The following is a 25,093-nucleotide window of genomic DNA, read 5'->3' as shown; positions in this document are numbered from 1 at the left end:
TTGATTGGATGAAGACATAAGCGTCTATTCAAAGGGATGACTCAATTGTCACAGTTTACCCTAATTTGGCCGGCTGTCAGCGCCGGCGGGGTAAAAAACGGAAAATTCGCTCATCCTTGCGCTTGGGGCCAAATTCCTCTATAAATGCCGCCCCGGCAAATATGAGGAACCCCGATGTACTACCCCGTCAACGAAGTCTTTGAAACCCTGCAGGGAGAAGGTGTGTTTACCGGCGTTCCGGCCATTTTTGTGCGTTTGCAGGGGTGCCCTGTGGGGTGTCCTTGGTGTGATACCCGCCAGACCTGGGACAAGCTTGAGCATAATCAGGTGAAACCTGCCGATGTGATCCGCACCGATGGCAGTATCGGTCGCTGGGCAGAGCATGATGCCAAGTCTTTACTGGAGGCGTTCAAACAGCAGGGATTCAATGCTAAGCATATAGTGATCACAGGTGGTGAGCCTTGTCTCTATCCGCTCACTGAAATGACAGAAGCATTTAATGCCGCAGGCTTTCGCACTCAAATTGAAACCAGTGGCACCTTTGAGGTGAATTGCAGCGCAGATACCTGGGTCACAGTCTCGCCCAAGGTCGGTATGAAGGGGGGGATGCCGGTACTGCGTCAGGCGCTGGAGCGGGCAAATGAGATTAAGCATCCGGTGGCGACCGAGGCTCATATTGAGGAACTGGATCAACTGCTGCTGGGGTTGGATCTCAAAGACAAGGCTATCTGCCTGCAGCCCATCAGTCAGAAGAGCCGGGCGACGGCGCTGGCGATGAAAGTCTGTATCGAACGCAACTGGCGTTTGTCTATCCAGACTCACAAGTATCTGGATATCGAGTAATCCGTAGTGGTAATCGACAAAAAGCCGCATTGATGCGGCTTTTTGTTATCTGAAGCGCGTTCTTAGCAGCAGAGTTCACCCGTGGTTTCAAACAGCTTCAGTTTGTTTTGATACTGGCTGATATCCCCTATGTTGGCGGCTATCCACTCGGGGTTGTAATAAGTGTCCAGATAGCGCTCACCGGGATCGCAGATCAGGGTCACTATTGAGCCCTGGCGGTTGTCGCGTTTCATTTCGGCCGCCAGCATCAGGGCGCCATAGAGGTTGGTGCCGGTCGAGGCCCCAGTCTTGCGGCCGATGATCTGTTCCAGCCAATGGATTGTCGCCACAGAGGCGGTATCGGGGATCTTCAACATGGAGTCGACCACCCCCGGGATAAAGGAGGGCTCAACTCTGGGCCGGCCTATACCTTCAATCTTGCTGCCTTGCTCGCAGGTGATGGTCGCATCTCTATGTTGAAAATAGTCATAGAACACTGAGTTATCCGGGTCGACCACACACAGCTTGGTGCAAAGCTGTTGATAGCGGATATAACGGCCAATGGTGGCCGAAGTGCCACCGGTACCCGGGCTCATCACAATCCACTCGGGAATAGGGAAGGGCTCGCGCTGCATCTGATCGAAAATGGCATTGGCAATATTATTGTTGCCGCGCCAGTCGGTGGCCCGCTCGGCATAGGTGAACTGATCCATATAATGGCCATTCAGCTCCCGCGCCAGCCGCTCAGACTCAGCGTAGATTTCGCTGGAGTGATTGACAAAGTGACAACGGCCGCCATAAAACTCTATCTGCTGTATCTTCTTGCGGGCGGTGGACGCCGGCATAACCGCAATAAAGGGTAGTCCCAGCAGGCGGGCAAAGTAGGCCTCGGAGACAGCTGTACTGCCGGATGAGGATTCAATGACAGGAGTATCCTGTTTGATCCAGCCGTTACACAGGGCGTACAGAAACAGTGATCTTGCCAAACGGTGTTTGAGGCTTCCGGTTGGATGGGTGCTTTCGTCTTTAAGATAGATATCCACTCCGGCTACCGCCGGCAATTCCAGTTTAATCAAATGTGTGTCGGCGCTGCGCTGAAAATCGGCTTCGATTTTGGCAATTGCTTCGTTTACCCAGAGATCGGCCATTGTTGTTGTTCTTTCTTATAACAGGATGGTCTTAATCATAACCAATGGTAATGACAATGGATAGCGAAAACTCAGGTGCATTGAGGCACAGACACAGGCTAGGCTATTGATTATTGTGGAATTGGATAGTTTAGGCGCAGATAAAACGTTTGGGAGTTTTATTAAAGGATAAAAAAGAAATGGTGGAGGGAGAAGGATTCGAACCTTCGAAGGCGGAGCCGTCAGATTTACAGTCTGATCCCTTTGGCCACTCGGGAACCCCTCCACATATTTTTGGAGCCAGACATTGGAGTGAAAGATGGTGGAGGGAGAAGGATTCGAACCTTCGAAGGCGGAGCCGTCAGATTTACAGTCTGATCCCTTTGGCCACTCGGGAACCCCTCCACGATTTCACTTTCGTGTCTTTTTAAATTGTAGGCAAATGGTGGAGGGAGAAGGATTCGAACCTTCGAAGGCGGAGCCGTCAGATTTACAGTCTGATCCCTTTGGCCACTCGGGAACCCCTCCTCAATTGCGGCCGCCATAGTAGTCAGAAACCTTTTTCATGTAAAGCCCGATTTTAAAAAAAGGGCTAAAGTTCGTGGTCATTTGGTCGATTAACTAACAACGAGTTGTTTTGTTGGTGTTTTTTTATGCGTACTGATGTTTCCTTAATCAATGAGCTGCAATTGGGCGAACGGTTGAATCTGGCTGTTGAGTCCCATCGCCGGGGTGAGTTTGCCCTGCTTTTGGCATTGCTGTCTCAAGATGTGCGCGATTGGCCTCAGTTTCACCTGCACGATGATATTGAACTAGACACTGTCCTGCGGCAGCAATTTGACTTGCCTGCGCCTCAAGCTTTGCTCGGAGACTTGAGTCAGGAGCCTTTGCCGGTAGATAACAGTTATCATTTTCTCAGTGACGGTGAACGTAGCTTTCAGTTGGCCCAGGCCTTGATGCCTGAACCTGTGGTTATTCGAGGGAAGAGAGACAGCGGGATGCAGGAAGCGCTGAATAATTGTGATTGGCACACAAGGCTGCGCACGGAAGGTGTCTTGAACCAACCCAAGGTGGCATTGATGGAGTTTGTTGATCAACTATCGGAACAACGTAAACTGGCCGGTCTATATCAAACGGCGTGAGGCTTGCCTCAGTCCAGGGGGCGTCCATGGTTTATACTGTTGCGTGACTCTCACTATCGGAGATAAGAGATGAAGAGTATTGAACAGGCTCAGGCCGCCAATGTGCAGGACACTTGTGCCGAATGTGGCAGCTATGTGGATATAGGAACAGTGGTCGAAGAAGGAGACACCTTGCTTTCGTTGACTTTTCAAGGTGAGTCGGCAATGGTTGATGCCGAGGCTCTCAAGCAATTGGCCACAGACCGCTTCGCCGATGTCAAGGTAGAACTCAGCAACTCAGAGCAGACTGTGACCCTGGCGCTGACTTTTTCCTGCAGTGCCGAGAAAATGATTTTTCAGTTGGAAAACGCTTTGGCATAAGCTGCGCTTTTAGCCAAATGGTCAGTAGTGTTCTGTTCGTAAACCAAAGCCACAAAGCAAGACATAACAAGGTAAATGTAACAAAGTATGAGTTGTCTTGCTGGGTATTATGTAAAAGTGTAATCTCGCGCAGAGATATGATGGCAGGCCCGCGCATTCGGCGCGGGTTTCTTTGAGCCCGAAAGGGAACCTGAGGATATGTGTGAAGCGACGTAGTTATCAGCGATTGCTGGAGTTGTTGACCAACTCGGTTGCCAAGCAACAGGGCGACTTCGCCAAGACGGCTGAACTGGCTACAGAACTCCTGTGTCAATATCTCGATGTGCAACATGCCAGTGTCTGGTCCTGGTCCAGGGATCAGCATGTACAGTTTGAAGTTGCCCGCTTTGGCTCGGGAAAGCCTCTTAAAACGCCGCGTCCATTACACCTCAATCAAATCCCATCTTATATCGACCAACTCAAGCAAAAACGCCATATTGACGCCAATGATGCGGTGGTTGATTGGCGCATGAGCGAACTTGCCGAAATCTATTTTAGCGTCAACGGTATTGCCAGTTCTCTGGATGTTGCTATCAGGATCAATGGTCATATTGAAGGGGTTTTGAGCCTGGAGCGAACCTCTACCGGGCATCACTGGAGTGATTTGGAAATCCATTTGGCATCGCAAGTGGCTGACCAGCTTGCGCTGACTCTGGCGACCCATGACGCCTACCGCAAAGACGAGTTGCTGACGCTGTTTCAGTCGGCCGCTGAACAATCGGCCCAGGTCAGTATGCTGATCAATTTGCACACAGAAGCGATTGAATACATCAACAGCGCCCATGAACAGATCACCGGCATCCCAAAAGAGAAAATGCTGGGTGCCAGTCTAAAGCAGTTGTCCTTCTTCAAGCAGCAACCCAAACAGGCTGAAATGACCCTGGCCAAGGTGTTGCGTGGCGAAGTAGCGACGGGCGAAGTGATGCTTAATCGGGAGTCTGGCCAGGAATACTGGCTCAGATACCATGCCAGTCAATTTATTACCCAGCGTGGTAATCACTATGTGTTGGTATCCTGCGAAGATTGTACCGAGCAGCATAACTATCAGGCCGAACTTGAGCGCTTGGCCTGGCGTTGCAGCCTGACCGGGCTATACAACCGTACCCATTTTAATCGTTTACTCGATAGAACCTTTAGCGGGCAGTTGCTGCTGATCGATTTGATTGGTTTTAAACGCTTCAATGATACCTATGGACATGAACAGGGCGACGCCCTGTTGATTGAAGTCGCCCGTCGTCTGAAACATTTTGCTTCTCTTTATCCCGACTGCAGTATTGCCAGAGTAGGCAGCGATGAATTTGCATTGTTGCTTGATGATAGCGGCGATCTCGATATTGATGCCTGCTGTCATCGCCTCTATCAACAACTGCGAAATCCTATCAATATCGGCCGTGAGCAAGTGGATCCCAAGCCGGCACTGGCTGCGGTAGACATTGCCGAAGTCGCCGAGTTGGTCGCGCCGCTGACTTGCGCCGATATTGCGCTGCAATACGCCAAAAAGAAGCAGGGCACGGCCATTCAGTTTTTCAACAGTGCACTGCTCAAGGCGTTCAAGGATGATGCCCAGATAGAAAGAGATCTGCACGCTGCCATTCGGGGTAGGCAGTTTGAACTTTATTATCAACCGCTTAAAGATCTGCAAAGCTGCAGTTACATAGGCGCGGAAGCGCTGATCCGCTGGCATCATCCCAAGCGGGGAGTACTTTATCCCGGCGCCTTTATCGATATTGCCGAACAGTCGGGGCTCATCAATGCCATAGGCACCTGGGTACTGGAGGCTGCCTGTCGCCAGCTTAATTTGTGGCAGCACCACAATATCAATATTGCCATGCATGTGAACGTGTCGGCGCGGCAGTTTTTCGGTAGTAATCTTTATGAACAGGTTTGGCAGTTGCTCAACCGTTACCGCTTGAAACCCGGCACTCTTATTTTGGAGATCACCGAAACCGAATTGATGGAGGATATACGTTATGCCACCAATTTATGCCAGGAACTGGCTGACTTGGGGGTAGGGCTTGCCATTGATGATTTCGGTACGGGTTACAGTTCAATGCGCTATTTGAAACAGTTTCCCATCAGTAAGCTCAAGATCGACAGATCCTTTATCTCTGATCTCAGCATTAGCCGCGAGAGCCGCGAAATCGTCAGTGCGATTATCGCCATGGCCAAGGCGTTGAATATTTCCCTGACAGCTGAAGGGGTTGAAACCGCTGAACAGGAAAGCTTCCTTACTTCATGCATGTGTCATCAGGCCCAGGGGTTCCTGTACAGCCCGGCGCTCAGAGAGGCCGAATTCAATGCTTTTCTGCAACAGAGTCAACCTGCATTGCTGCATTGATCAGCTAGTTTAAGTTTTTTAGGTTCCACACTTAAATCCGGCCTAAGTTAAATCCAGCCTAAGTTAAATTCGTTTCAGGCAGCAGTGTTTGAACTTGTTGCCGCTATTGCAAATGCAAGTGTCGTTGCGCCTGGGATAGCTGACCGCAAACTGCTTGCCCTCGGTGTAAAACCAGCGGCCGCCCTCAAATATAAATTCAGATTCTTCAAAAATAGCGTCCAACTGGCCATCGGCCAGATACCAGGCCTTGAAAGTGACTCTGGCCTTGGTTTGTCCTGCTGTCAAAGGCTCCCGCGCGACAATTTGCAGGCCCAACCACTGGGTCTTTGGCATTTGGGCCAGGGTTTGTGCGCTCAGTCCCTGGCGATAATCCCGGTGATGGGTATCGATAAGATAATCAAATTCTGCTTTAACAAAGGCGGCATAGCGGGAGCGCATCAATTGCTCTGGATTGGCGGCGCTGTGTTGTTTGGTGTGAAGCGGCTGACAACATTCACTATAAGGGAGCTTGGAGTTGCAGGGGCAAAGGAGGTTCGCTGTCATCGAGGTTTTCAGTTTCAATTTGGGGCCGGTTAAACGGCTTGGGTTTGCATTGCCGGAGATCATAGCGCTTTGAGGCCTGGCTTGCATTGAAACAATCAATTTATTCGGGTGAATTTCGCAGTTTTCCGCAAGTGTAGGCAGGAACGGAGTCACTTTATTCGAAGGATAAGTAAACAGATTTGAAGGATAGGGTAAGCGGGAGCATGTATCGATATTCGGGGCTGGAATGGCTTGCAGAAGTGCGTCTGGGTGAAAGCCGCGTACAGGCTACTTCAGGATGAAACGACAGTCATTTCGGTTAAAAAATAGCGAACCTGTTTTATTGAATTGAACAATATGCTTTAGTAATGAGTAATCTAGGGAAGGTGCGAGTAAGTTCTCGTGGCACTATTGCCGTAAGAGCCCCGAAGGGCGTGGCTTATCGGCCTATCTGCTGTGTTGTTCTTGCAAAGGAGTAAGGCTATCTGCTGCAAGCCACGCCTTGCATTCAGGCCGGTAAGCCGATGCAGATCACAGATGGGCTTAATTGCCCTTTCTCTGGCGAAGTGTCTGTTTTTAAACATCTTAAATCCAGGCTCAGTTCACTTTATGCCCTACAAGGAAAAGAATATGCAGAAATGGATCCCTTTATTGGCGCTCGGCGCCTTCAGTAATCTGGCGCTGGCGGCTGACTGGCAGTTGGATAATGCCGATTCCAAGGTCAGTTTTATATCGGTTAAAAAAGGTGACATTGCCGAGGTACATGAGTTTAACCAGTTGAGTGGCACGCTTGCTGATAATGGCGAATTCAAGCTGGAAATTCCGCTAAGCGGGGTCAATACCGGCATAGAGATACGGGATAAACGGATGCAAACCATGTTGTTTGAAGTGGCCAATTTCCCGACCCTTACGCTGACGGCTCAAGTACCCGCTGAGTTGGTGGATAAGCTCAAGCCAGGTGAGTTGTTGAGTACTGAGATAGATGGCGTATTGTCACTGCATGGTAAGACCCAGAACAAACGTTTTGAACTGGTTGTGGCCAGGCTTGGGCCGTCGAGCCTTTTGGTCACTTCACAGAAAGCCGTCATAGTGAATGCCGAAGAGTTTGGTCTGACCGATGGGGTTGAAAAATTACGTGAAATTGCCGGTCTATCCAGCATCAGCAAGGCTGTTCCTGTTTCATTTGTTCTAAGATTAAACAAGTAACGAACGACAGCTTGATTTGAGGCAAGACTCAAGGTGGAATTTGTTTCATAATGTGACTTTCCGGTCACGGCTTAATAGGCAATTAGACCGGAGAGTGTGCCCCTTATGGGTTGGCCTGAGACGTTGCACGCGGGAAGAAAGATGGTTACAGACAAAGACGGCTATATGCACCTCATTCAATTCCTGACTGAACACCTTGGCTTGTTTGAGACCCCTGAGGGGGGATCTTTGAGCGACAGCAGCGTTATGGAGGAGTTCGAAGAGCAGCTGTCGGCACAGATTATTATGGTCTGTGGCCAAAACCCACAACTATCTTTCGTCCAACGCAACACAGTCATCCGTGAAATCGATGCCATAGTGTATGATCTGGAAGAGATCTTGGCCAAGGTGGCCAACCATAAGGCCACGGCAAAACAAACCTTATTTATCAGTGAGTTTGCCGGTTTGATCAAGAATCTGTTCGATCAGGAAATTGCCAAACTCCAGGTTTAATAATGCATAAACTGGAGGCTCAGGATGCTGACACTGCTTTCCGGGTTTGATGACAATACTGTGGCGGTTCGTGCCAGCGGTATTGTCAGTAGTGAAGATTATGATGCTGTCTTGCTACCGGCGGTTGAGTCCAAACTTAGGGAACATGTGCTCATTAAACTCTGGTATGAATACGGCGCCGACTTCGAGGGTATCTCTTTGCAGGCCGTATGGGATGATGCCTGTCTTGGGCTGTTTCATTTGCAAGACTTTTCCCGTATAGCTGTTATTACTGACAGCTCTGTGATTGAAGGGATGGCGCAAACCTTGGCGCTGATGATCCCTTGCCCGGTATTCGTGTTTCCCAGGACGGAATTGACTAAGGCTCGAGCCTGGCTCTCGGGAACCTGAAGCGTTAACATCTGTCTTATCTTTAAGTTCCGGTATTTCTGCCGGATTTTCATCTCGTTAGTTGAAATGAATGGAATAGTCCCATGCTTAAAAAACTTGGTCTTTGTTTTATGTTGCTTTCGACATCCGTGTTTGCCCAGGAAAAAACAGTTATAGGTCAGACTGAAATTATGACTGTCGCCGAAGCCGGACTCAGTTTTGAGGCCCGAATTGATACCGGGGCGGCCAATACTTCTATGCATGCGGTCGGTCTCAAGGTGATAGGCGGCAGCGCCAAAAAGATGCAGGATAACGTGGGTAAAATGCTCAGCTTCACCACTGAGAATGAAAGTGGCGAGAAAAAGCAGCTCAAGGCAAAAATTGTCAAGACATCTACCGTCAGCAACTCTCAAGGGCGGGAGACGCGTTACATGGTGGAGCTGAATATCGCGTTCGGCCAACACAAGCGTAAGGTCAAGGTTAATCTCAGAGACCGCAGTCACATGGATTATAAACTGCTTATCGGCCGCAATTGGCTGGCTGATGACTTTCTGGTGGATGTGGCCGAGAAACGCATTATAGGACCAGTTGCTCCTATCAGTGTGCGGGAATCCGGGCTGATTTTTCAAACCCGTATTGATACCGGCGCGGTAGAAAACTCGTTGCATGCCACAGATCTGAAAGTGGAGAATGGTGACGAGGATATGGAAAAGAATATCGGCAAGCAGCTGAGTTTTACGACAGAAAATGAAAAGGGTGAAAAGCAGCGTCTGCATGCCATGATTACCAATACCTCGTTGATTCGTAATGCTCAGGGCAGTGAAATCCGTTATATGGTGGAACTCAATATTGGTGAGCCGGGAAGGGAATATCCGGTCAAGGTTAACCTTAAAGACAGAAGCAAGATGACCCACAAACTGTTGATTGGGCGAAACTGGTTGCAGGGCCACTACCTGGTAGATGTCAGCCTTAAAGAAAATGACTGATATGCGTTGCCAATCTTCAATATTATTGATGTTATTTAATGTCGATGCATAAGACAGATACCGAGAGATCGTAACGGCTTTTGTATCAGTGGTGCTTGCCTAAAAGCCGTTGGTTATCGATTCAAGCCATAAATGGGGCTACTGCTACTGAAAGGGCGGTCGGTGGGAGAGTCTTGTTGCCGTCTTAGCTAGTACATCTTAGCCCCGTTTTTGAACATAGATTGATCTCAAACCCATCAAAGTAAGCCTTTCTGCGAGTTGCTCACTGCCGTTTGCAATATAATCCAGTGTTGCTTTGCATGCGCTGGCGCCAGGCTTTAGTGCTTTATGGCTGCTGAAGCTGGCGGTGAATGGTGTCGAGACGATATGTAAGTTAGGTCATATAGTGTTAATTCAAATACTTTAAGATTTGGCAGGCAGCTTTATGATGCAGCTAACTGTCAAGGATGCACTTTTCCTTTATAATTAACAATTTGATGCTTTGATAGATTTTTGGCTAAGAATGAGGAGTTGAGCTTGTTGACCAAAATCCTGCTGACAGCCCTGGTGTTGGCGCTGGCATGGGCCATGCTCAAACGAAGGTCAAGCCCTGAGGTAAGAAAGAAAGAGGTCGCTGAACCTTTGCCTTTGTTCAAACGCTTTTTGGTTCCTGGAGCCGTGGGTATTACCTTGATACTGGCCTGTGGCTTTTTTGCCTGGCAATGGTTTGATGGTTATCAGGTGGTCTCCGTGACCTTGGTTTCACCCAAGGAAGAACGACGGGAAGTCTATCAGGTGCGTAAGAAAGATATCTCGGCCAATGAACTGGTTACCGTGGACGGACTCAGGATCCGTCTCTCCACCGAGGAGCGTTTGATGATAGCCGAGAAAAGTGTCCCCTGACGCCACTGAACGCTTTTCATTGATGGCTTATCAGGTAAACTAGGCACATTTTTTGCCGGGCATTTCTTTCTACGGCATTGTTATCTTCAGGAGGACCCATGATTACTGCATACACCTATCAGGATCAGCAGCTTAAAATTATTGAGCTGACCATAGAAGACGGTCTTCCGGAACAGACTCTGTGGCTGGATCTTTACAAGCCGGATGACGATGAGCGGGATTGGTTGAGCCGTTATTCGGTGGAAGAGGTGCCCGACGAGGAAGATATCAATGAGATTGAGGCCTCGGCGCGTTTCTATCAAAACAAGGACGGCCTGCATATCAACTCTCTGTTTCCGCAGCGGGTTGGTCAGGATGTACGCGGGGTTAACGTTTCATTCAACCTGCGTAGCCGGTTTTTGGTCACCATACGCGAAGAGGATGTTGGTCTTATTCGCCTATTGCGCAACTATTTGCGCCTTGGGCGTATCATGGTGGCCACGCCTCAGGCACTGTTTATCGAGCTCTTTAACCTCAAGGTAGAATACCTCTCTGACTTGATTGAAGATGTTTACACTGTGCTGGAAAACGTCGGCGAGCAGGTGTTCGAGAGTAATGAACTTGATGATGTGTTTAAACTGATCACCTTGCAGGAAGACTCCAACGGCAAGATACGTTTGAGTCTGCTCGATACCCAGAGATCGCTGCGTTACATACAGAAGTATTACCGTAAGGAACTGGCTGAAGACGAACTCAAGGAAATTCGCGAGATGTTGTCGGACATCGAATCCCTGATGCCCCATAGTCAGTTTATCTTCGACAAACTCAACTTCTTATTGGATGCTGCCATGGGTTTCAGTGGCTTGCAGCAAAACAAGATCATTAAAATCTTCTCGGTTGCGGCCGTGGTCTTTCTGCCGCCAACCCTGATTGCCAGTAGTTACGGGATGAACTTCAAAGAGATGCCTGAGCTTGAGTGGTACTTTGGTTACCCTATGGCGGTGGTGATGATGTTGGCCAGTGCGGCAGGCACTTACCTGTTTTTCCGCCGCAAAGGTTGGCTGTAAATCTGGTTAAGGACTTTAGTACCTTGGTTACAGGGGCTTGCGCCTTAATGGTATAACCTGAGCCTTGTGATCTCTGTATTGGTCCGGAGCTTCCAACACGCTCGCCAACGCGGCGAACTTGTGGCGCATAATACGGATGCTGACCAGGCATCTGTGATACGGGTTATTGCAGCGTGCCAGTCTCTGCTGCAGGTGGTGTTTAATGGTTCTGAGCTGGTCCTGGTTGGAGTCGGAACCATTAATCAACTCATTACTCAAACGCTCCTGTAGCTTGTCCAATTCTTCCGGCTGGTTTTGAGCCAGCCACATCAAGGTGTCAAAATCCGGTAGTTCTGTCATTGCCGGCCTCCGCCTGTGAGGGGTGAGCCTGGTTTCAGGCTACCCAAATCCAGGTTGCAACAACAAGATTAGTTCAGTCTAACTATGATGGCGATAATGACTTTGGTTATATAAGCCGAGGGCTCAGCCTTTGCTTTCGCTGCCGAAGTAATAGCTGACCCGCTCTCTGGGATTGAGATACTTGAAGATTTTCTCCGGCAGGGCCGCCGGTGGCAGGCAGCGCACGATAGCAAGGCCTTCGGCTTCCAAGTCGATAATCGGCGCCTGATCTTTGGGCACCAGAGCGTCATATACCAGAATTCGCGGCAGCAGCAGCTTATCCAGGTTGACCGACATTACCAGCCCATATTGGCCGGAAGAAAGTTCGACCACGCTGCCGGGAGGATAGACCCCGAGGATCTTAATCATTTTGCCGACATATTCCTGATTCAGTTTTCCCTTGGAGTATTTATACAGATAGCCCAGAGCAGCATAAGGCGTCTTGGCCTTGGATTGCACTCCTGGATGGCAAAGAGAGTCATATTGGTTCACCACGGCCACCAACTGGGAAGCTTGACTCAGTTCATCGGCTTTCAAGCCTCTTGGGAAACCACTGCCATCGAGTAGTTCATGGTGATTGGTGATAACGTCCCTGGCATTTTCTGGAAATTCGGCTGCCAGCTTGATGAACTCTGCGCCCATCAGCGGGTGCTGGTTCAGCAGGTTTTGCTCGGGTTTAGTCAAGGGAGCCTGCTTGCGCAGTATCTGGCTTGGCAGTTTGAGTTTACCTATGTCGTGGAATAGCGAACCCAGGCCCACGGCCTCAATATCTTCTCTGGGCCATTGCAACTCTTTGGCCACCAACATGGTGAGAATGGCAACGTTGAGTGAGTGAAAATAGATGCCTTCGTTTTTATCCGAATCGGCCATTAGATGCAGGATCAGGTTGTCGGAGGATAAAAGTTGCTCGGCAATGTCCCGCACCAAGTCCTGTGCTTCGGTAACCGCATTCAGAGGGCGGCTGCGCAGTTTGTTGACCAGATTGCGCATCCTTGCCAGTGAACGGTCGAAATGCTCCTCTGTCTTATGCAGTTCGCGACGCATTTTCTTGAGAATTTCGATCCTTTGTTGCTTGTCGCTTTCCATCTGTTGTTGCAGAGAGGTGACTTCCTGTGGATTTTCCACTGGGGCAGCTTGTTGATTGGCAGGCAGCGGCGGAGTATCACTGCGGTCCGGTACCACAAACACACTGTCTATGCCCAGCTTACGGATTAGCTCGATTTGCGCCTGCTGTTTGATACGGAAGCTACTGAAAAGAAAAGGATGATCTTTCCATGCCAGAGGAAGACGGACGAAGTTACCCACCTGCAGTTGTTGGACACTGACTCTACAGCTCTTGTTCATTCAAATCATCTTTTTTAAGCAATCGAATCATTTTATCGCAAAGAGTACGCTTTACAATTAGTTAGCTCACATGTAAGCATGTTTGGATAAAAAATATAAGCAAATCGAGATTTTTATGGACTTTATCGAAGTATATCCCAACGCTATCCCTGATGAGTTATGCGATCGTCTGATTGCCGCCTTTGAAGCTCATCCCGGTGTTACCGAGGGCCGCACAGGCCATGGTGTCGACAAGGAAAAGAAAATCAGCCGCGATCTGACATTGGATCAGTACCCAGAGTTGCAGCCACTGCGTAATGAGCTGCTGGGCCACACCCTAAAGCATGCCGGACGATACTTTGATAAGTATGCCATGGCGCTGATGGGAGCCGTGGCCGTGCAGGTGGCTGATGAGTCCGGCAATGCAGTAACCCTGACACCGGATAACTATGCTCGCCTGGGAGCCCCCAGAGCTGAGGCGCTGGTACAATACCTTTATCGTAGTGGTACCATCAATTTGCAAAGGTATCAGCGCGATGTCGGCGGTTATCCCCATTGGCATTCTGAGCAGTTTCCCCAGGCCGGTCACAACGACGCCTTGCACAGAGTGGTGCTTTATATGTTCTATCTCAATGATGTGGCCGAAGGCGGGGAGACGGAATTCTTCTATCAGCAGCGCAAAATTGCGCCGAAGAAGGGCACTATGGTGATAGCGCCGGCGGGATTTACCCATAGTCACAGGGGCAACCGTCCAAAGAGTGGTGACAAGTATATTGCCACTTCCTGGATCATGTTTAATCGCGCCGAGCAGCTTTATGGACCAACCCGGCGCTGAGGCTTATTGCATGGGAATCTGAATACGGAAGCAGGCGCCTTCCAGTGCTGAATCCTCAATGCTGAGGGTGCCGCCGTAACTGCTGACGATTTCATTACACACTGCAAGGCCAATTCCCTGTCCCGGTGACTGGGTATCGGCGCGCACACCGCGCTGGATGATCTTCTGTTTAAGGCTCTCATCAACACCAGGGCCGTCATCTTCCACCTGTATCTGTAGTATGTTGCCTTGATAACCGGCACTGACCCGAACGGTTGAAATACATAGGCGGAACGCATTTTCCATCAGGTTGCCGAACAGCTCCATCAAGTCGCCTTGATTACCGGGAAACTGCAGTTCGTCCTCTATTTTGGCGCTGAACTTCACCTGTTTGTCTCGGTATACCTTGAACAACATCTGTGCCAATTGATCCACCAGAGGGGCAATCGGAGTCTGTTCCTGCTTGAGGCCCTTGCGTCCCAGCATGGCTCGCTTGAGTTGATATTTCACCAGCTGATCCATCTGGCTCACCTGTTCCATGATTTTTTCGCTGCTGGCCTGTTTATCCAGGCTGGCATCATCCGTGATGGCATGTACAGCGGCGAGACGGGTTTTGAGACTGTGGGCCAAGTCATTCATGGCATTTTGATAGCGCTGTTGCTGAGCACTGGATTGCTGCAGCAGTTGGTTGAGCGCCTGGGTGACGCCTTCCAGCTCCACCGGATAACCGCCGGAGAGTGACTTGGACTTGCCGTTGATGATGGATCTCAACTCATTTCGCATCTGTACCAGTGGCCGCATGCCCCAATAAGCGGCGCTGATCAGCAGTACCAGTGCCAGTGCCAACACCAGCGCCAGACGAATATAGGTGCGTTTGGCAAATTGGCTGTATTCCTGTTCCAGCTTGGCCGCATCCTTGAGCACCAACAGGTTGTAGTGAATACCGGCGATATCGACCGACAGCAGATAGGCAAAATAGGCACGATTGTCGGCCATGTTCAGGTAGTAGGGGGGCGCTTCGTTGCGGATTTCATTGAAACGTTCACAGGTATCAAACAGACCTCTGTCCACTGCCAGCGAAGAGGTCCATACCTGTTTGAACTTCTCGTCACAGGAGGCGATAACATAGCGCTCCTGTTTGTTGTTCTCCTCAAGCCAGGAGCTGGTATCCGGGATCAGGTCATGCTCCCTGAGCTCGGCAGCCACCTGAGGGATTTCGGCGATTAGCTGCGCCGTCTCTTCGTTGTAGCTGTTTTGCGCATGCAATATGTTGACCATCCAGGCCAAGCCAAAACCGACCACGGCTATGATAGACAACGAAGTGAGAAACATCCGCGTCAGCAGGCGTTTCTTGGGTTTTATTCTCAATTGCATGGCAGGTTGAATTTGTACCCCTGGCCTCTGATAGTCACTATTGGATTTTCGATGCCGTCACGGGTCAACTTCTTGCGCAGTCGGCTCACCATCACCTCAATGGTGTTGGGATCGCCTTCTTTGTCGCCATAAATAACGTCCAGTAAACGTTGCTTGGCGACCACTTCATGGTTGTGGCGCATCAGATATTCGAGAATTTGATATTCGAAGGCGGTGATCTCCATCGGCTCACCATTCATGGTGACCTGCTTGGCGGCGAGATCCAACGACAGGTCGCCGCTGTTGATCACCGGCTTGACGAAGCCGGCACTGCGGCGGACCAAGGCATCGAGGCGGGCCACCAGTTCCTCTTTTTGAAAGGGTTTGACCAAGTAGTCGTCGGCACCGGCGTTGAGTCCTTCAACTTTGTCTTGCCAGTTGACCCGGGCGGTCAGGATCAGAATAGGGGCTTTGACATCTTCATCCCGCAGGCGTTGGATAAGTGCAATGCCGTCTTGATCCGGCAAGCCCAAGTCCACAATGGCGACGTCAATGGGGTAGTTGGTTGCCTGGAAAAATCCCTCTTTGGCGGTTCCCGCCACCTGAACCTGATTCCCCAATTCTCCCAGTTGTACCTTGAGGTGGTGGGAGAGTAAGGGATCGTCTTCAACAACCAAAATTCTCATATTCTTTACGCCTTTAACTGAAATCAGAACAGTGTACGCAGTTCCCAGGAGCAGCTCAAGCCGAGGCTAAAGCAAAGGTATCAGTCATACAAGAGCTAAACCTAAGAGCTAACTCGCTAAAAAATAGGGCTATACACTGGCTCGAGTGTATAGCCCTATTACTTAACCTACGCTGACCTCTGATGTGGATTGTCGAGTCATTGGCCCAAGATGGAAATGTTGGCGGGTGTGACGACTAGGAGCCCCGGTTACGATTTCTGGCCAGTTTATTACCGCTCCAGGCGCTCAGCAGAGTAAACAGGGTGACCCCGCCCATAATAAATGCCAGCCTGAGCCAAGGGGCATCCATGGCCTGGCGCATGGCGACATATTCAAAGCCACTCTTGGCCCATACCAGCACGGCGCCGATCAAGAGACCGATTTGCAGAACGCGAATACCAACAGCGCTTTTCACAAACAGCAATGCCGGTGCCAGCAGGCAGATTGCGGCGGCGATGGTGTGCGAGTATCTGAGGAAATGAGCGCCCAGTAGCCAATAAGCAAGACAGAGTAAAACAACACGCCACCACATAGAGATACCTTGAATCAATTGAATTGAGGTCATTCTAGTCTGAATTTAAGGTGTATTCTATTTGCTGCTTCACAGTTTATCCCTGTAGTTAAAGGTTATAGCCCGTCTGGCTTAGGGTTTCATATGCAGCTTATTGTTTAATTTTATGGGGTTAAGCCGTTAATAGCCGCAGCAGTATGGCAACCGAGACAGCTAGGAAGATAGCGCCGCAAAGGTAATCTATATAGTGACCAAAGCGTAGCAGGCGTTGCTGTACCCGGGCGTAAGACAGCAGCATGGCCAGCATGGCAAACCAGATAACCGAGAGCAGCGGCAGTAATATAGCGGCCAACAGCTTGGTCTGATTGCTGACTTCTGGGGTGATAAGGGTGGAAAACAGCGTTAGAAAAAACACCAACGCCTTGGGGTTGAACAGGTTGGTCGATAACCCAAGCAGCAGCCCGGCAGTAGCCGACATAGTGTTATCGCGGGTGCTTTTGCCAAGGTTATTGTCTACCCTGTTGTTTAACTCCTCGGACTGCATGACTTGTGCATCATTGATTGCTTCCCGGCTGGTTGGTAATTCATTGGTTTGCGCTTCAGCGAGTGGCCTTGCCTTCAAGGCGCGTTTAAGCCAGGCCTGGGCACCAAAAGCTCCCAATCCCATCCAACCCAGATAAAGGGCGCCAAAGAGTTGCACCAGCACAAACAGGGTATGCGAGCTTTGAATGGCCAGGCTGACCCCCGTGAGGCTCAGGACAGTGTGCATCAATATCGCCAGAGAGATGCCGACAGCGGCCGCCAGTGCGGTGTTGCGCTGCTCGCGGCTGGCGATTTTCAGGATCAATGCAAAGTCGGGTCCCGGGCTCGCCAATGCCAGTAGGTGAATGGTGCCCAGGGTCAGCAAAAGATGCAGATCTGTCATAGTCAAGGTTATCCTGATAGTGCCAGCCGAGGCTGAAAGTATTTGGGTATAGGGGGAAAATGCTCAGCCATCAGAGAGGCGTATGGCGTTCACAGCATGCGCCGCTGAAATGCCTGCGGAGAAAGCAGGAAGGCACGTTTGAAGGCCTTGTTCAGATGGCTCTGATCGAAGAAGCCGACTTGCTGCGCCACCGAAATCACACTATCTCCCCTGAGCAGAGCTTTCTTGGCATATTCCAGGCGGATCCGCTTTAGGTAGGCATGTGGCGTCATGCCGGTTCTCTGTCGAAACTGCCTAAGCAGTTGGTATTGGCTGAGATCCAGCTCCTTGGCAAGCTGCGGCAACCGAAATGGCGCAGCGGGATCGGCATGAAAGGCTTCTCTTAACCTATCGAGTTGACTCTGACTCAAGGCGTGAGGCTGTCTCTCGGTATTGAGCTGGCGACCGTGCTGGCGCAGCAGCTTTTCCAAAAAGGCGATAACCGCGGTTTCGGAAACCAGGAGATCATTGGCGGCTATGGGTTGGGTCAGCAAATGGTGCAGCTGGCAAAATTCCCGATACAGCGCCGGATGATACAACAAAGGCGCGGCAAAACTGAAATATCCCAGGCCGAGATCCCGCGCCAGTTGCTGCAGCCAGTCATGGGGCAGGGACATTACCAGAGCACAATAGCCCTGCTGTTCGCTGCTCTGGCCATCATGGCTGCTGTCGGGATCCAGGGTCGACAGCCAATGGGGTCTCAGGTGCCAGGTTTGGCCACGATAATGAAAGTTCTGGCCGCCGTGACTGACCACGCCGATATGAAAGTCCAGATGAACATGGGGCTCGAAGTGAAAATGTTGAAAACTGGCCCGACTGATCTCCAGTTCGGGATGGGATGGGGCGCGCCAGTAATGGATTTTCTCCTCGTGCATCTTGCTATCCTGGGTAAGAATTTATGTTATCTTAGCGGTCGGTTATCCAGGCCGCCTAGTAAATTATTGCACGGCCGGTATCAAAGTCAGACCTATAAACACCGATAACAGATTGGAGCCCACAGTGAAAGGACAGATCTTAAGAGAAATGAAAGTACTGAGTGCTATTGAACCTGAATATGAGGTGGAAAGACGGGTAGCATTTCTTAAGGCCAAACTGCAGGAGGCTCGCAGCCAGACGCTGGTACTGGGGATCAGTGGCGGGGTCGATTCTTCCCTGGCCGGGCGCTTATGTCAGTTGGCGGTAGATTCGCTCAATCAAGGCAAAGCCGAGGCTGAATACCGTTTTGTGGCCATGCGTTTACCTTATCTTGAGCAGCGTGATGAACATGAGGCGCAGCAGGCGCTGGCATTTATCCGCCCCAGCAAACTGGTGACTGTGAATATTCATGAGGGGGTGAGCGGCATTCATCAGCATGTACTCAGTGGCTTTGACCGCGCCGAGCTGGCGCTACCGGATGCCAAAAAGGTTGATTTTGTGAAGGGTAATGTCAAGGCCAGAATGCGGATGGCGGCCCAATACGAAGTGGCGGGGCTGCTGGGTGGCCTGGTGGTTGGAACAGATCACAGCGCCGAAAATGTTACCGGTTTCTATACCAAGTGGGGCGATGGAGCCTGCGATTTGGCGCCGCTTTTTGGCCTGAATAAGCGTCAGGTACGGCAATTGGCCGCCTTCCTCGGCGCCTCGGAAACCTTGGTATACAAAGCGCCAACGGCGGATCTTGAGTGTGACAACCCGGGTCTTGAAGACGAGGCTGCCCTGGGGTTGAGTTACGATCAGATAGACGACTTCCTTGAGGGGAAGCCGGTTTCCGCCGAGGTGGAAAGCAGGATTATAGCCATTTACAAGGCGACGCAGCATAAGCGCAGGCCTATCCCGACCATTTACGATTAACTGCTCAACTTGAATCGTAAAACGCCGCGTTGATCGCGGCGTTTTTTATGGCTGGCGTAGCGCCTGACGCAGCAGCAGAATACTGGCGTTGGGAAACTGGCGGTAATCCAGATAGGGGACTTTCCAGCGCCACTGATCCAGCCTTTGTATTCCGGGCGCACCGTTAAGACTCTGCCCGGCATCGCCGGCGATATTGAGTTGGCGGGCGGCTTGATTGCCGGCGATAAGTGCTATGCCGCTATCGGTTACCAACTCTGTCGCGCCTATCTCCAGTGCGACCTGGCAAAAGAGCCTCTGCTGCAGAAAACTACGCCAGTCGTCATCCGGGGCAAATATCTTGGCGCAGATCACCAGGATTTTGCGCCAGTGGTTGGAGTTGGCGGCTATCAAGGCCGCGGCGGCATCGTTCTGCTGCCAGTGCCAGTCAAGCGGCAGTGTTGGCGAGTTGGGTAAGTAAACCCGCGCTTTGGCCAGGTCGTTACCAATACGCGAAGGAAATGAAGGCGTTGAGTGTGCGTGCACGTTTGCTCTCTGTTAGACTTTTATGCCAATAGATCTCAGTGAAATGCCGTTTCAGCGCCGCCACTTTGGGGCAGTTCGAGGTAAAGGTCAATGAAAACTCTGCTTATCAGCTCGGGGAAACAGCTTACTATTGCGCTTTTTTATGCTTGTTTCGGTATAGGGCTGGCGCTGACTGTGACCGGGATCTGGTTACTCAATGATCGTGTTGATTTGAGTCCCTGGCATACTCACTTTCTGAGTCATGAGTTTGATCGTCACAAGGGCGTCGAAGACTTTAACGATTATCTCAAGTTGGAGCAGCAACTGTTTGCCGAGCTTGATCAGGAGCTTGGTAAACTTTCCGGTGGCATAAACTCACCGATAAATCGCTATCACAGCGGCAGCATAGCAGATCCCAAGCGCTGGGTTTTTCCCTGGAATCAAAGTTTCGAATGGGCCAATGCCGATGCGCAGTTCGGGCTCTTGCTGTTTCATGGTATGTCAGATTCACCCTACGCCATGCATCAGTTTGCCCAGCAGTTCAAGGGGCGCGCTCATGTGTTGGCGCTGAGGTTACCGGGACACGGCACTCTGCCATCCGGCCTGGTGCGCTTGGAATGGCAGGATCTGGCCGCGGCCGTTAAGTTGGCCAGTCGCCATATGAGCCAGGTGCTCAATGGCAAACCTCTCTATGTGATAGGTTATTCCACCGGCGCCAGTCTGGCGCTCAACCATGAGTTGGAAAACCTTCATAAAGGCAGGCCTACTGATTATGAAAAGGTGGTCATGCTGTCGCCGGCCATAGGTTTGGCTCCTATGGCGGTCGGCGCGCAGTGGCAGTCGCAGCTGGGTTATATTTTGGGGCTGGAGAAACTCAGCTGGAATACTATTTCACCCGAATATGATCCCTTTAAATACAGCTCTTTCGCCGTAAATGCCGGTGATGTGGTTTATCGTCTGGCGCAGCACAATAGCCAGCGTTTACTGGCTTTACCTGAAGAGAAAAAACGCCAGTTGCCGCCGATTTTGGCGTTCCAGTCGCTGGTGGATGATTCGGTATCGACGAGAGCTGTGCTGGAGAACCTGTTCCTGCAACTGCCCAAGGGAGCCAATGAACTGGTGATCTATGATATCAATCGTAATCAGGTGAACCTCAGTATGACACCTGTGGATCCTCTGGCGGAGATCAGCGGCATACTGGCGCGAACCAATCTGACTTTCCGGGGAACATTGATTGAGAATCAGGTGGGCTTCAGTCATCTGGTGCAGGCTCGGGAGTTTGGTACTCATTCCGGAGTGGAAAAACTCAACTTTAAATGGCCCGTGTCAGTTTATTCCTTGTCTCATGTAGCCTTGCCGTTTTCTGCCAATGACAGTCTATATGGTAATCAAATGGCCACAAGCATGGACCGCATTCAAATTGGCGCCGCCGCATCCCGTGGCGAGCGCGGTGTCATCAGCATTCCCGCCGCCGATATGCTGCGCCAGCGCTGGAACCCTTTCTTTGATTATCAGATGCAGCGGATTGAAACCTTTTTCAATCAAGATCCTGAGCCGACAAAGTACAGATGACCCGGTTACGTCCCTCGCTTTTGGCTTGGTATAGGTTAGCATCGGCTTTTTTTAACCAAACCTCCAGAGACGGACTGTAGGAGGCATTGGCAATCAGGGCACCGATACTCGCAGTGACGCTGATCCGGCGTTGATCTTCGGGGTTGATGATTTCAAGATCGGTAATGGCCTGACGTATTTCATTCAGATACGGCTCTATCTTGAAAGGGTTGCACATGGGTAGCAGTAGCAATAGTTCTTCACCGCCGTAGCGGCTGATAAGATCCGAGTCGCGCTTGAACTTTGTCTTAAGCAAATCGGCGACTCGTTTCAAGGTTTCATCACCGCCCAAATGACCAAATTCATCATTGATCCGCTTGAAGAAGTCCAGATCCATCAACACCACGGCCATGGCTTCGTTATTGCGTTGGCATAGACCCTGTAAAGTGGCGAAACTCGCTTCGGCGTGGCGCCTGTTGGCAAGCCCTGTGAGCGGATCGGTTTGAGCCAACTGTTTGAGTTTGCGGTTGGCTTGCTCCAGCTCCAGAGTTCGAATAATGACTTTTTCTTCCAGATCCAGCTGGTGGGCCATCAGTTGGCGTTGGTTCTCCTTGAGTTCAGTGTAGAGGTGAGTTACTTCCACGGGCACGTTTTGGTCATTGAGTAACTTATCCTCAGTAAGGCGCTTGCCCTTGTTGAGTTGCTCTGAAATCAATTCCAGCGGTTTGGTCAGCCGTTGCCCAACCACTCTGGCAACCAATAGCGACAGTAATAGGAACAGCAACAACAATGCGAAGGTGAAAATAAACTGGCGCTCCACTTCGTGCAGCAGTGGGGCGTAGGGATCGAGTATAAAAATTTGCCAGTTGTTTTGCAGGCGATACTGGCTGTAAACATATTCCGGACTGTCGTTATCCAGTGCTTTTAGGTTAAGCATGGGCAATAAAGAGCGATAATGTTTACCACTCTGGCGGTAGTTGAGTTGCTCGAGTTTGGGTAAGGCCAACGCCTTGGAGGCGTAAATAAGACGCATATTTTCATCGACAATGAACATCGACTGATTGGTCTGTTCCAGAAAGTCATTATCCAATTCGCTGAAACGATTGAGATTTAGCGAACCTTCTACTATACCGATAACTTGTGGGCCTGTGGCCAGGTACAGTGGGCTGCTGATGGCGACTATGGCATCTGAGCCAAAGCCCCGGCCGAGAAATACGGCGGAAGTGAACAGGCGCTCATTGAAAAATGCCTGCTGAAAATAGTCTCTGTCATTGATCTTCTTATCGCCCCCCTTAAGCTCCTTTAGCCCACTGACAGGGCTTGCTTGCACTATGCTGCCTTCAGAGTTGGCAATCAGCATGGTTAAAAAGCCGGGGTTGAGTTTGTGCAGCCGTGACAGCATCCGCTGCAACTCATCCGGGCTGGGAGAACTATGTTTAATAAGTTCGGCGGCGGTAGCAATGACCGACTGATGCCGCTCGAGATAATGCTCTACCACCAGGCCGATATTTTTGGCGGTTTCATGTAAGTGTTTACCCAGGATCTGTTGCTGCTTGTTGACCCAGTAATAATTAAATACCAGGGTAGAGAATATCAGGCTCAAGTTTAGCAGCAGCAAAAAACTGTAAAAGAGCTGCTCGCCAAAGCCGCTGCGCTTGGCTGGTAGCTGACGGCCGGTCAGGCGTTTGAGCGCAGGGGTTACCAACACAATCAAGCAGCCCAGGGTGATATAGACCATGGCATTGACCGACTGCTTGATGACGACGAAGGGAATGTATTCAGAAGGTAAATCGCTGAAAAGGTGTAGATAACCATAAATAAGTGGCATGCCCAGCAACAGCCAGAAGCAGACACCGGCGTAAAATACCGGCCAGCGTTTTTTTCTGGCAAATCCCAGGGCCAATGCCTCGAGACAGAAGAGTAGATAAACGTGCGGACTGTCCCATTGCAACATCAAGGAAGTTACACTGATGGTGGCGGCGAGCAAGGCATACCAAGGCCCCAGTAAAATGGCGATTAGTACATAGAAGGTATTACCCAATACCAGCTGCACATTGGCAAACAAGGGGATGGGGAAGCTGTTACAGGCAAAGCCTATCAGGCCAGCCATCAGACTGAGCAACAGCGGTTGTCGATACCAGGGTAAGTGGGTCAAATCAGTTCCAACTCCTGTCTGGAGTTAACAAATGGTTAATGACAAATGCTAGAGCTAAATGGTTTATTTAACAATATTTTTTGAATATTTGTCTTCAGCGCTACCCAATACCTGTTTCGAATCGGTACTCGCCAAGCTTAGTTGTGGTGGTGGTTTTGCATAAAAAGGGATGGTCGGGTGGCTAAAAAGGGCAAGCCGATAAAGATGAATAGTTGAAGATAGCGGCCGGAAAAAGCATCAAGGCGCCTTCGATATCAATGAAAGCGCCTTGATGTGTTTGACAGCCTTATTCGCCCTTGAGCCGTCGGTCCAGTTGATCTTTCAGATTGGCGGGCACGCCTTTGATCAAAATGGTATCCGATACAGGATCGTAAATGACCCGCTCACCCAGATGTGAGCTGTCAAAGCTCAGGGTCAGGCCGCCGCCGGTGCCGGAGAATTTCTTCAACTGCCTCAAGGTGGATTTATCAGCCGGAAACTCTTCTTCCAAACCGTAATCACCGCCAACGGCAAAGTCATAGAAGGAATCCATGCCGGATTCAGCCAGTTCATCGGCCAAGTCCTTAAGCATGACTTCACTGCCGCTGTCGACCTGGGAAGTACAGTATTCAAACACCCGGTCGCGGCAGGTTTGACGCTCTTCTTTGGTTAGTTCACCGCCACCGACAAAGTCTTCCACCGCCTGCATCAGGGTCTTGCTCTGCTGCTTGGGATTAACCCCTTCGACGCAGCCCATAAAGTCGAGGAAGAAGTCAGCCACCTTGCGTCCGGCTCTGCCGCGGATAAAGGAGATATATTTGCGCGACTCACTGTCGGCTTGCCACTCGGTGAGATCGATTCGCGCCGCCAACTGGATATTATTCAGATCCAGATGGTCGTTTTGTGATAACTCCATATCATCCAGCACAGTCATTGATGACTTGGCGTTCAGCAGTGCTACAAACAGGTAGTCGCTGGCCATAAAGGTGTAGCAGGCCAGTAACAAAAAGCCCCCCTGGCTGAAGTCATACTTGGAGAGTTCTTCCTGCAGCAGTTTGCCAGCAGTGGCTGAGAACTCTACAAAGCCTTGCTGCCCATCGCGATAAGACTTGAGTGCTTCCTTGAAGGCGGGGTTGGCCTCGCCATCATCCCCGGGGACGCCAAAATAGCCAAAGCCTTTTCCCGCTTTACTGGAATAGCTCTGATGCAGCTCATCAAGCATGGTCTCAACGGCCTGGCTGTTCAGCAGTGGTTGAGGGCGCAGACGGCAGCTGAGCTGGCCTTCGCCATTTTGGGTGATTGCGTGAATAATCGCTTGTTCGACGTGAATACTCATAAGCCCCGATAGTGATACTCTGTTGTAAATCCGCTATTATATGCCGCTAATCCTTATCTGAGTGAATCATTTTTTATTTATGGCTATCCAATCAAAATATACCAATGTGCAAGTTGAATCCCTGATCGCCGAATTATTGGCCGTGCTGGAAAAACACCAGGCTCCGACCGATCTTGGCCTGATGGCATTGGGAAATGCGGCTTCGCATCTGTTGTCGACCAAGGTGCCCAAGGAAGCCCGTCAGCAGGTGGCAGAGCAATTTGCCAAGGCATTGACACAATCCTTGCGTTGACTTGTAACAACTGAAATGCGCTAAATAGTGGCGTTGTAAGTCAAAAAGCA

Annotated in this window: 26 protein-coding genes and 3 tRNA genes; 14 read left to right on the top strand and 15 right to left on the bottom strand. The window is 50.5% G+C overall.

Annotated features, from left to right (window positions below; genetic code table 11):
- The first annotated feature begins 174 nt into the window (after positions 1-174).
- Positions 175-843 (top strand): 7-carboxy-7-deazaguanine synthase QueE, encoded by a 669-nt coding sequence (gene queE, locus SIL79_RS18030; protein WP_162207330.1) that lies wholly within the window; start codon positions 175-177, stop codon positions 841-843.
- Positions 844-905: 62 nt separating this feature from the next.
- Here the strand turns inward: queE and SIL79_RS18025 are convergent, their stop codons facing one another.
- The 4 genes from SIL79_RS18025 to SIL79_RS18010 form a co-directional block, all read right to left on the bottom strand.
- Positions 906-1,970, bottom strand: a complete 1,065-nt coding sequence (locus tag SIL79_RS18025) for a PLP-dependent cysteine synthase family protein (protein WP_071476208.1) — start codon at positions 1,968-1,970, stop codon at positions 906-908.
- 180 nt (positions 1,971-2,150) lie between these two features.
- Positions 2,151-2,235, bottom strand: a tRNA-Tyr gene (locus SIL79_RS18020).
- Between the two features lie 34 nt (positions 2,236-2,269).
- A tRNA-Tyr gene (locus SIL79_RS18015) sits at positions 2,270-2,354 on the bottom strand.
- A 38-nt stretch (positions 2,355-2,392) separates the two neighbouring features.
- Positions 2,393-2,477: transfer RNA gene (locus SIL79_RS18010), tRNA-Tyr, on the bottom strand.
- A 125-nt stretch (positions 2,478-2,602) separates the two neighbouring features.
- Between SIL79_RS18010 and SIL79_RS18005 the strand changes: the two genes are divergently transcribed.
- The 3 genes from SIL79_RS18005 (at position 2,603) to SIL79_RS17995 (ending at position 5,828) form a co-directional block, all read left to right on the top strand.
- The gene (locus SIL79_RS18005; protein ID WP_162206531.1) at positions 2,603-3,091 is read left to right on the top strand and encodes a VC2046/SO_2500 family protein; all 489 of its coding nucleotides are present in this window, start codon (positions 2,603-2,605) and stop codon (positions 3,089-3,091) included.
- 69 nt (positions 3,092-3,160) lie between these two features.
- Entirely contained in the window at positions 3,161-3,451 is a 291-nt protein-coding gene (locus SIL79_RS18000; RefSeq protein WP_039033988.1) for a DUF406 family protein, read from the top strand.
- A gap of 202 nt (positions 3,452-3,653) precedes the next feature.
- Entirely contained in the window at positions 3,654-5,828 is a 2,175-nt protein-coding gene (locus SIL79_RS17995; RefSeq protein WP_039033989.1) for a putative bifunctional diguanylate cyclase/phosphodiesterase, read from the top strand.
- Positions 5,829-5,891: 63 nt separating this feature from the next.
- On the opposite strand, the gene SIL79_RS17990 is transcribed toward SIL79_RS17995, so the two are convergent.
- Complete coding sequence (locus SIL79_RS17990) at positions 5,892-6,371, bottom strand: YchJ family protein (RefSeq protein WP_162206532.1); 480 nt, start codon at positions 6,369-6,371, stop codon at positions 5,892-5,894.
- 609 nt (positions 6,372-6,980) lie between these two features.
- Between SIL79_RS17990 and SIL79_RS17985 the strand changes: the two genes are divergently transcribed.
- The 6 genes from SIL79_RS17985 (at position 6,981) to corA (ending at position 11,331) form a co-directional block, all read left to right on the top strand.
- Positions 6,981-7,556, top strand: a complete 576-nt coding sequence (locus SIL79_RS17985; RefSeq protein ID WP_039033990.1) for a YceI family protein — start codon at positions 6,981-6,983, stop codon at positions 7,554-7,556.
- Between the two features lie 141 nt (positions 7,557-7,697).
- Positions 7,698-8,048, top strand: a complete 351-nt coding sequence (locus tag SIL79_RS17980; protein WP_039033991.1) for a DUF3802 family protein — start codon at positions 7,698-7,700, stop codon at positions 8,046-8,048.
- Between the two features lie 24 nt (positions 8,049-8,072).
- Positions 8,073-8,438 (top strand): SpoIIAA family protein, encoded by a 366-nt coding sequence (locus SIL79_RS17975; RefSeq protein WP_039033992.1) that lies wholly within the window; start codon positions 8,073-8,075, stop codon positions 8,436-8,438.
- A gap of 83 nt (positions 8,439-8,521) precedes the next feature.
- Positions 8,522-9,403, top strand: coding sequence for a putative ATP-dependent zinc protease (locus SIL79_RS17970; protein WP_039033993.1), 882 nt, complete (start codon positions 8,522-8,524; stop codon positions 9,401-9,403).
- Positions 9,404-9,919: 516 nt separating this feature from the next.
- Positions 9,920-10,285 carry a hypothetical protein gene (locus SIL79_RS17965; RefSeq protein WP_039033994.1) on the top strand — a complete coding sequence of 122 codons (366 nt, stop codon included), beginning with the start codon at positions 9,920-9,922 and terminating at the stop codon, positions 10,283-10,285.
- Between the two features lie 98 nt (positions 10,286-10,383).
- Entirely contained in the window at positions 10,384-11,331 is a 948-nt protein-coding gene (gene corA, locus SIL79_RS17960) for a magnesium/cobalt transporter CorA (RefSeq protein ID WP_039033995.1), read from the top strand.
- 27 nt (positions 11,332-11,358) lie between these two features.
- Here the strand turns inward: corA and SIL79_RS17955 are convergent, their stop codons facing one another.
- Together SIL79_RS17955 and SIL79_RS17950 are read right to left on the bottom strand one after the other, a co-directional pair.
- Positions 11,359-11,670, bottom strand: a complete 312-nt coding sequence (locus SIL79_RS17955; protein WP_039033996.1) for a DUF3135 domain-containing protein — start codon at positions 11,668-11,670, stop codon at positions 11,359-11,361.
- A gap of 123 nt (positions 11,671-11,793) precedes the next feature.
- Positions 11,794-13,053, bottom strand: coding sequence for an HD-GYP domain-containing protein (locus tag SIL79_RS17950; protein WP_144361290.1), 1,260 nt, complete (start codon positions 13,051-13,053; stop codon positions 11,794-11,796).
- A gap of 115 nt (positions 13,054-13,168) precedes the next feature.
- Here SIL79_RS17950 and SIL79_RS17945 point away from each other — a divergent pair, with 115 nt between their 5' ends.
- Positions 13,169-13,867 (top strand): 2OG-Fe(II) oxygenase, encoded by a 699-nt coding sequence (locus tag SIL79_RS17945; protein WP_039034019.1) that lies wholly within the window; start codon positions 13,169-13,171, stop codon positions 13,865-13,867.
- 3 nt (positions 13,868-13,870) lie between these two features.
- On the opposite strand, the gene SIL79_RS17940 is transcribed toward SIL79_RS17945, so the two are convergent.
- From SIL79_RS17940 to SIL79_RS17920, 5 genes are all read right to left on the bottom strand, one after another.
- Complete coding sequence (locus SIL79_RS17940; protein ID WP_039033998.1) at positions 13,871-15,220, bottom strand: ATP-binding protein; 1,350 nt, start codon at positions 15,218-15,220, stop codon at positions 13,871-13,873.
- Entirely contained in the window at positions 15,211-15,885 is a 675-nt protein-coding gene (locus SIL79_RS17935) for a response regulator (protein ID WP_025011466.1), read from the bottom strand. The genes SIL79_RS17940 and SIL79_RS17935 overlap by 10 nt, the downstream gene beginning before the upstream one ends.
- A 235-nt stretch (positions 15,886-16,120) precedes the next feature.
- Positions 16,121-16,456: a hypothetical protein gene (locus SIL79_RS17930; RefSeq protein WP_071476195.1), complete on the bottom strand. Its 336-nt coding sequence runs from the start codon at positions 16,454-16,456 to the stop codon at positions 16,121-16,123.
- Between the two features lie 151 nt (positions 16,457-16,607).
- Positions 16,608-17,360 (bottom strand): LysE family translocator, encoded by a 753-nt coding sequence (locus SIL79_RS17925; protein ID WP_319619853.1) that lies wholly within the window; start codon positions 17,358-17,360, stop codon positions 16,608-16,610.
- A gap of 89 nt (positions 17,361-17,449) precedes the next feature.
- Positions 17,450-18,274: an AraC family transcriptional regulator gene (locus SIL79_RS17920; protein ID WP_319619852.1), complete on the bottom strand. Its 825-nt coding sequence runs from the start codon at positions 18,272-18,274 to the stop codon at positions 17,450-17,452.
- A gap of 124 nt (positions 18,275-18,398) precedes the next feature.
- On the opposite strand from SIL79_RS17920, the gene nadE reads away from it, so the two are divergent.
- Complete coding sequence (nadE, locus tag SIL79_RS17915; protein ID WP_039034002.1) at positions 18,399-19,229, top strand: ammonia-dependent NAD(+) synthetase; 831 nt, start codon at positions 18,399-18,401, stop codon at positions 19,227-19,229.
- 45 nt (positions 19,230-19,274) lie between these two features.
- Here nadE and SIL79_RS17910 read toward each other — a convergent pair whose 3' ends face one another.
- Positions 19,275-19,751 carry a DUF6942 family protein gene (locus SIL79_RS17910; protein WP_319619851.1) on the bottom strand — a complete coding sequence of 159 codons (477 nt, stop codon included), beginning with the start codon at positions 19,749-19,751 and terminating at the stop codon, positions 19,275-19,277.
- A gap of 90 nt (positions 19,752-19,841) precedes the next feature.
- On the opposite strand from SIL79_RS17910, the gene SIL79_RS17905 reads away from it, so the two are divergent.
- Positions 19,842-21,302, top strand: a complete 1,461-nt coding sequence (locus SIL79_RS17905) for an alpha/beta hydrolase (RefSeq protein ID WP_039034003.1) — start codon at positions 19,842-19,844, stop codon at positions 21,300-21,302.
- Here SIL79_RS17905 and SIL79_RS17900 read toward each other — a convergent pair.
- Both SIL79_RS17900 and yejK read right to left on the bottom strand, forming a co-directional pair.
- On the bottom strand, positions 21,268-23,436 hold the full coding sequence (locus SIL79_RS17900) for a diguanylate cyclase (RefSeq protein WP_319619850.1): 2,169 nt from the start codon (positions 23,434-23,436) through the stop codon (positions 21,268-21,270). The two genes, SIL79_RS17905 and SIL79_RS17900, sit on opposite strands and share 35 nt — an antisense overlap.
- Before the next feature lie 286 nt (positions 23,437-23,722).
- The gene (yejK, locus tag SIL79_RS17895) at positions 23,723-24,751 is read right to left on the bottom strand and encodes a nucleoid-associated protein YejK (RefSeq protein WP_039034005.1); all 1,029 of its coding nucleotides are present in this window, start codon (positions 24,749-24,751) and stop codon (positions 23,723-23,725) included.
- Positions 24,752-24,830: 79 nt separating this feature from the next.
- Between yejK and SIL79_RS17890 the strand changes: the two genes are divergently transcribed.
- Positions 24,831-25,043, top strand: coding sequence for a YejL family protein (locus SIL79_RS17890; protein ID WP_039034006.1), 213 nt, complete (start codon positions 24,831-24,833; stop codon positions 25,041-25,043).
- Positions 25,044-25,093: the final 50 nt, after the last annotated feature.

It is taken from the genome of Shewanella indica, assembly GCF_033842865.1.
GTDB classification, from domain to species: domain Bacteria; phylum Pseudomonadota; class Gammaproteobacteria; order Enterobacterales; family Shewanellaceae; genus Shewanella; species Shewanella indica.
This window is presented reverse-complemented; position numbering and strand designations above follow the sequence as displayed.

Bases quoted from the DNA above. Each gene is read 5' to 3' on its own strand.
- SIL79_RS17905 (WP_039034003.1), top strand. From the start codon at position 19,842: ATGAAAACTCTGCTTATCAGCTCGGGGAAACAGCTTACTATTGCGCTT.
- SIL79_RS17935 (WP_025011466.1), bottom strand. From the start codon at position 15,885: ATGAGAATTTTGGTTGTTGAAGACGATCCCTTACTCTCCCACCACCTC.
- SIL79_RS17955 (WP_039033996.1), bottom strand. From the start codon at position 11,670: ATGACAGAACTACCGGATTTTGACACCTTGATGTGGCTGGCTCAAAAC.
- SIL79_RS17890 (WP_039034006.1), top strand. From the start codon at position 24,831: ATGGCTATCCAATCAAAATATACCAATGTGCAAGTTGAATCCCTGATC.
- SIL79_RS17940 (WP_039033998.1), bottom strand. From the start codon at position 15,220: ATGCAATTGAGAATAAAACCCAAGAAACGCCTGCTGACGCGGATGTTT.
- SIL79_RS17985 (WP_039033990.1), top strand. From the start codon at position 6,981: ATGCAGAAATGGATCCCTTTATTGGCGCTCGGCGCCTTCAGTAATCTG.
- SIL79_RS18005 (WP_162206531.1), top strand. From the start codon at position 2,603: ATGCGTACTGATGTTTCCTTAATCAATGAGCTGCAATTGGGCGAACGG.
- SIL79_RS17930 (WP_071476195.1), bottom strand. From the start codon at position 16,456: ATGTGGTGGCGTGTTGTTTTACTCTGTCTTGCTTATTGGCTACTGGGC.
- SIL79_RS18000 (WP_039033988.1), top strand. From the start codon at position 3,161: ATGAAGAGTATTGAACAGGCTCAGGCCGCCAATGTGCAGGACACTTGT.
- SIL79_RS17990 (WP_162206532.1), bottom strand. From the start codon at position 6,371: ATGACAGCGAACCTCCTTTGCCCCTGCAACTCCAAGCTCCCTTATAGT.
- SIL79_RS17970 (WP_039033993.1), top strand. From the start codon at position 8,522: ATGCTTAAAAAACTTGGTCTTTGTTTTATGTTGCTTTCGACATCCGTG.
- SIL79_RS17975 (WP_039033992.1), top strand. From the start codon at position 8,073: ATGCTGACACTGCTTTCCGGGTTTGATGACAATACTGTGGCGGTTCGT.
- yejK (WP_039034005.1), bottom strand. From the start codon at position 24,751: ATGAGTATTCACGTCGAACAAGCGATTATTCACGCAATCACCCAAAAT.
- queE (WP_162207330.1), top strand. From the start codon at position 175: ATGTACTACCCCGTCAACGAAGTCTTTGAAACCCTGCAGGGAGAAGGT.
- SIL79_RS17980 (WP_039033991.1), top strand. From the start codon at position 7,698: ATGGTTACAGACAAAGACGGCTATATGCACCTCATTCAATTCCTGACT.
- SIL79_RS17920 (WP_319619852.1), bottom strand. From the start codon at position 18,274: ATGCACGAGGAGAAAATCCATTACTGGCGCGCCCCATCCCATCCCGAA.
- SIL79_RS17945 (WP_039034019.1), top strand. From the start codon at position 13,169: ATGGACTTTATCGAAGTATATCCCAACGCTATCCCTGATGAGTTATGC.
- SIL79_RS17925 (WP_319619853.1), bottom strand. From the start codon at position 17,360: ATGACAGATCTGCATCTTTTGCTGACCCTGGGCACCATTCACCTACTG.
- corA (WP_039033995.1), top strand. From the start codon at position 10,384: ATGATTACTGCATACACCTATCAGGATCAGCAGCTTAAAATTATTGAG.
- SIL79_RS17950 (WP_144361290.1), bottom strand. From the start codon at position 13,053: ATGAACAAGAGCTGTAGAGTCAGTGTCCAACAACTGCAGGTGGGTAAC.
- SIL79_RS18025 (WP_071476208.1), bottom strand. From the start codon at position 1,970: ATGGCCGATCTCTGGGTAAACGAAGCAATTGCCAAAATCGAAGCCGAT.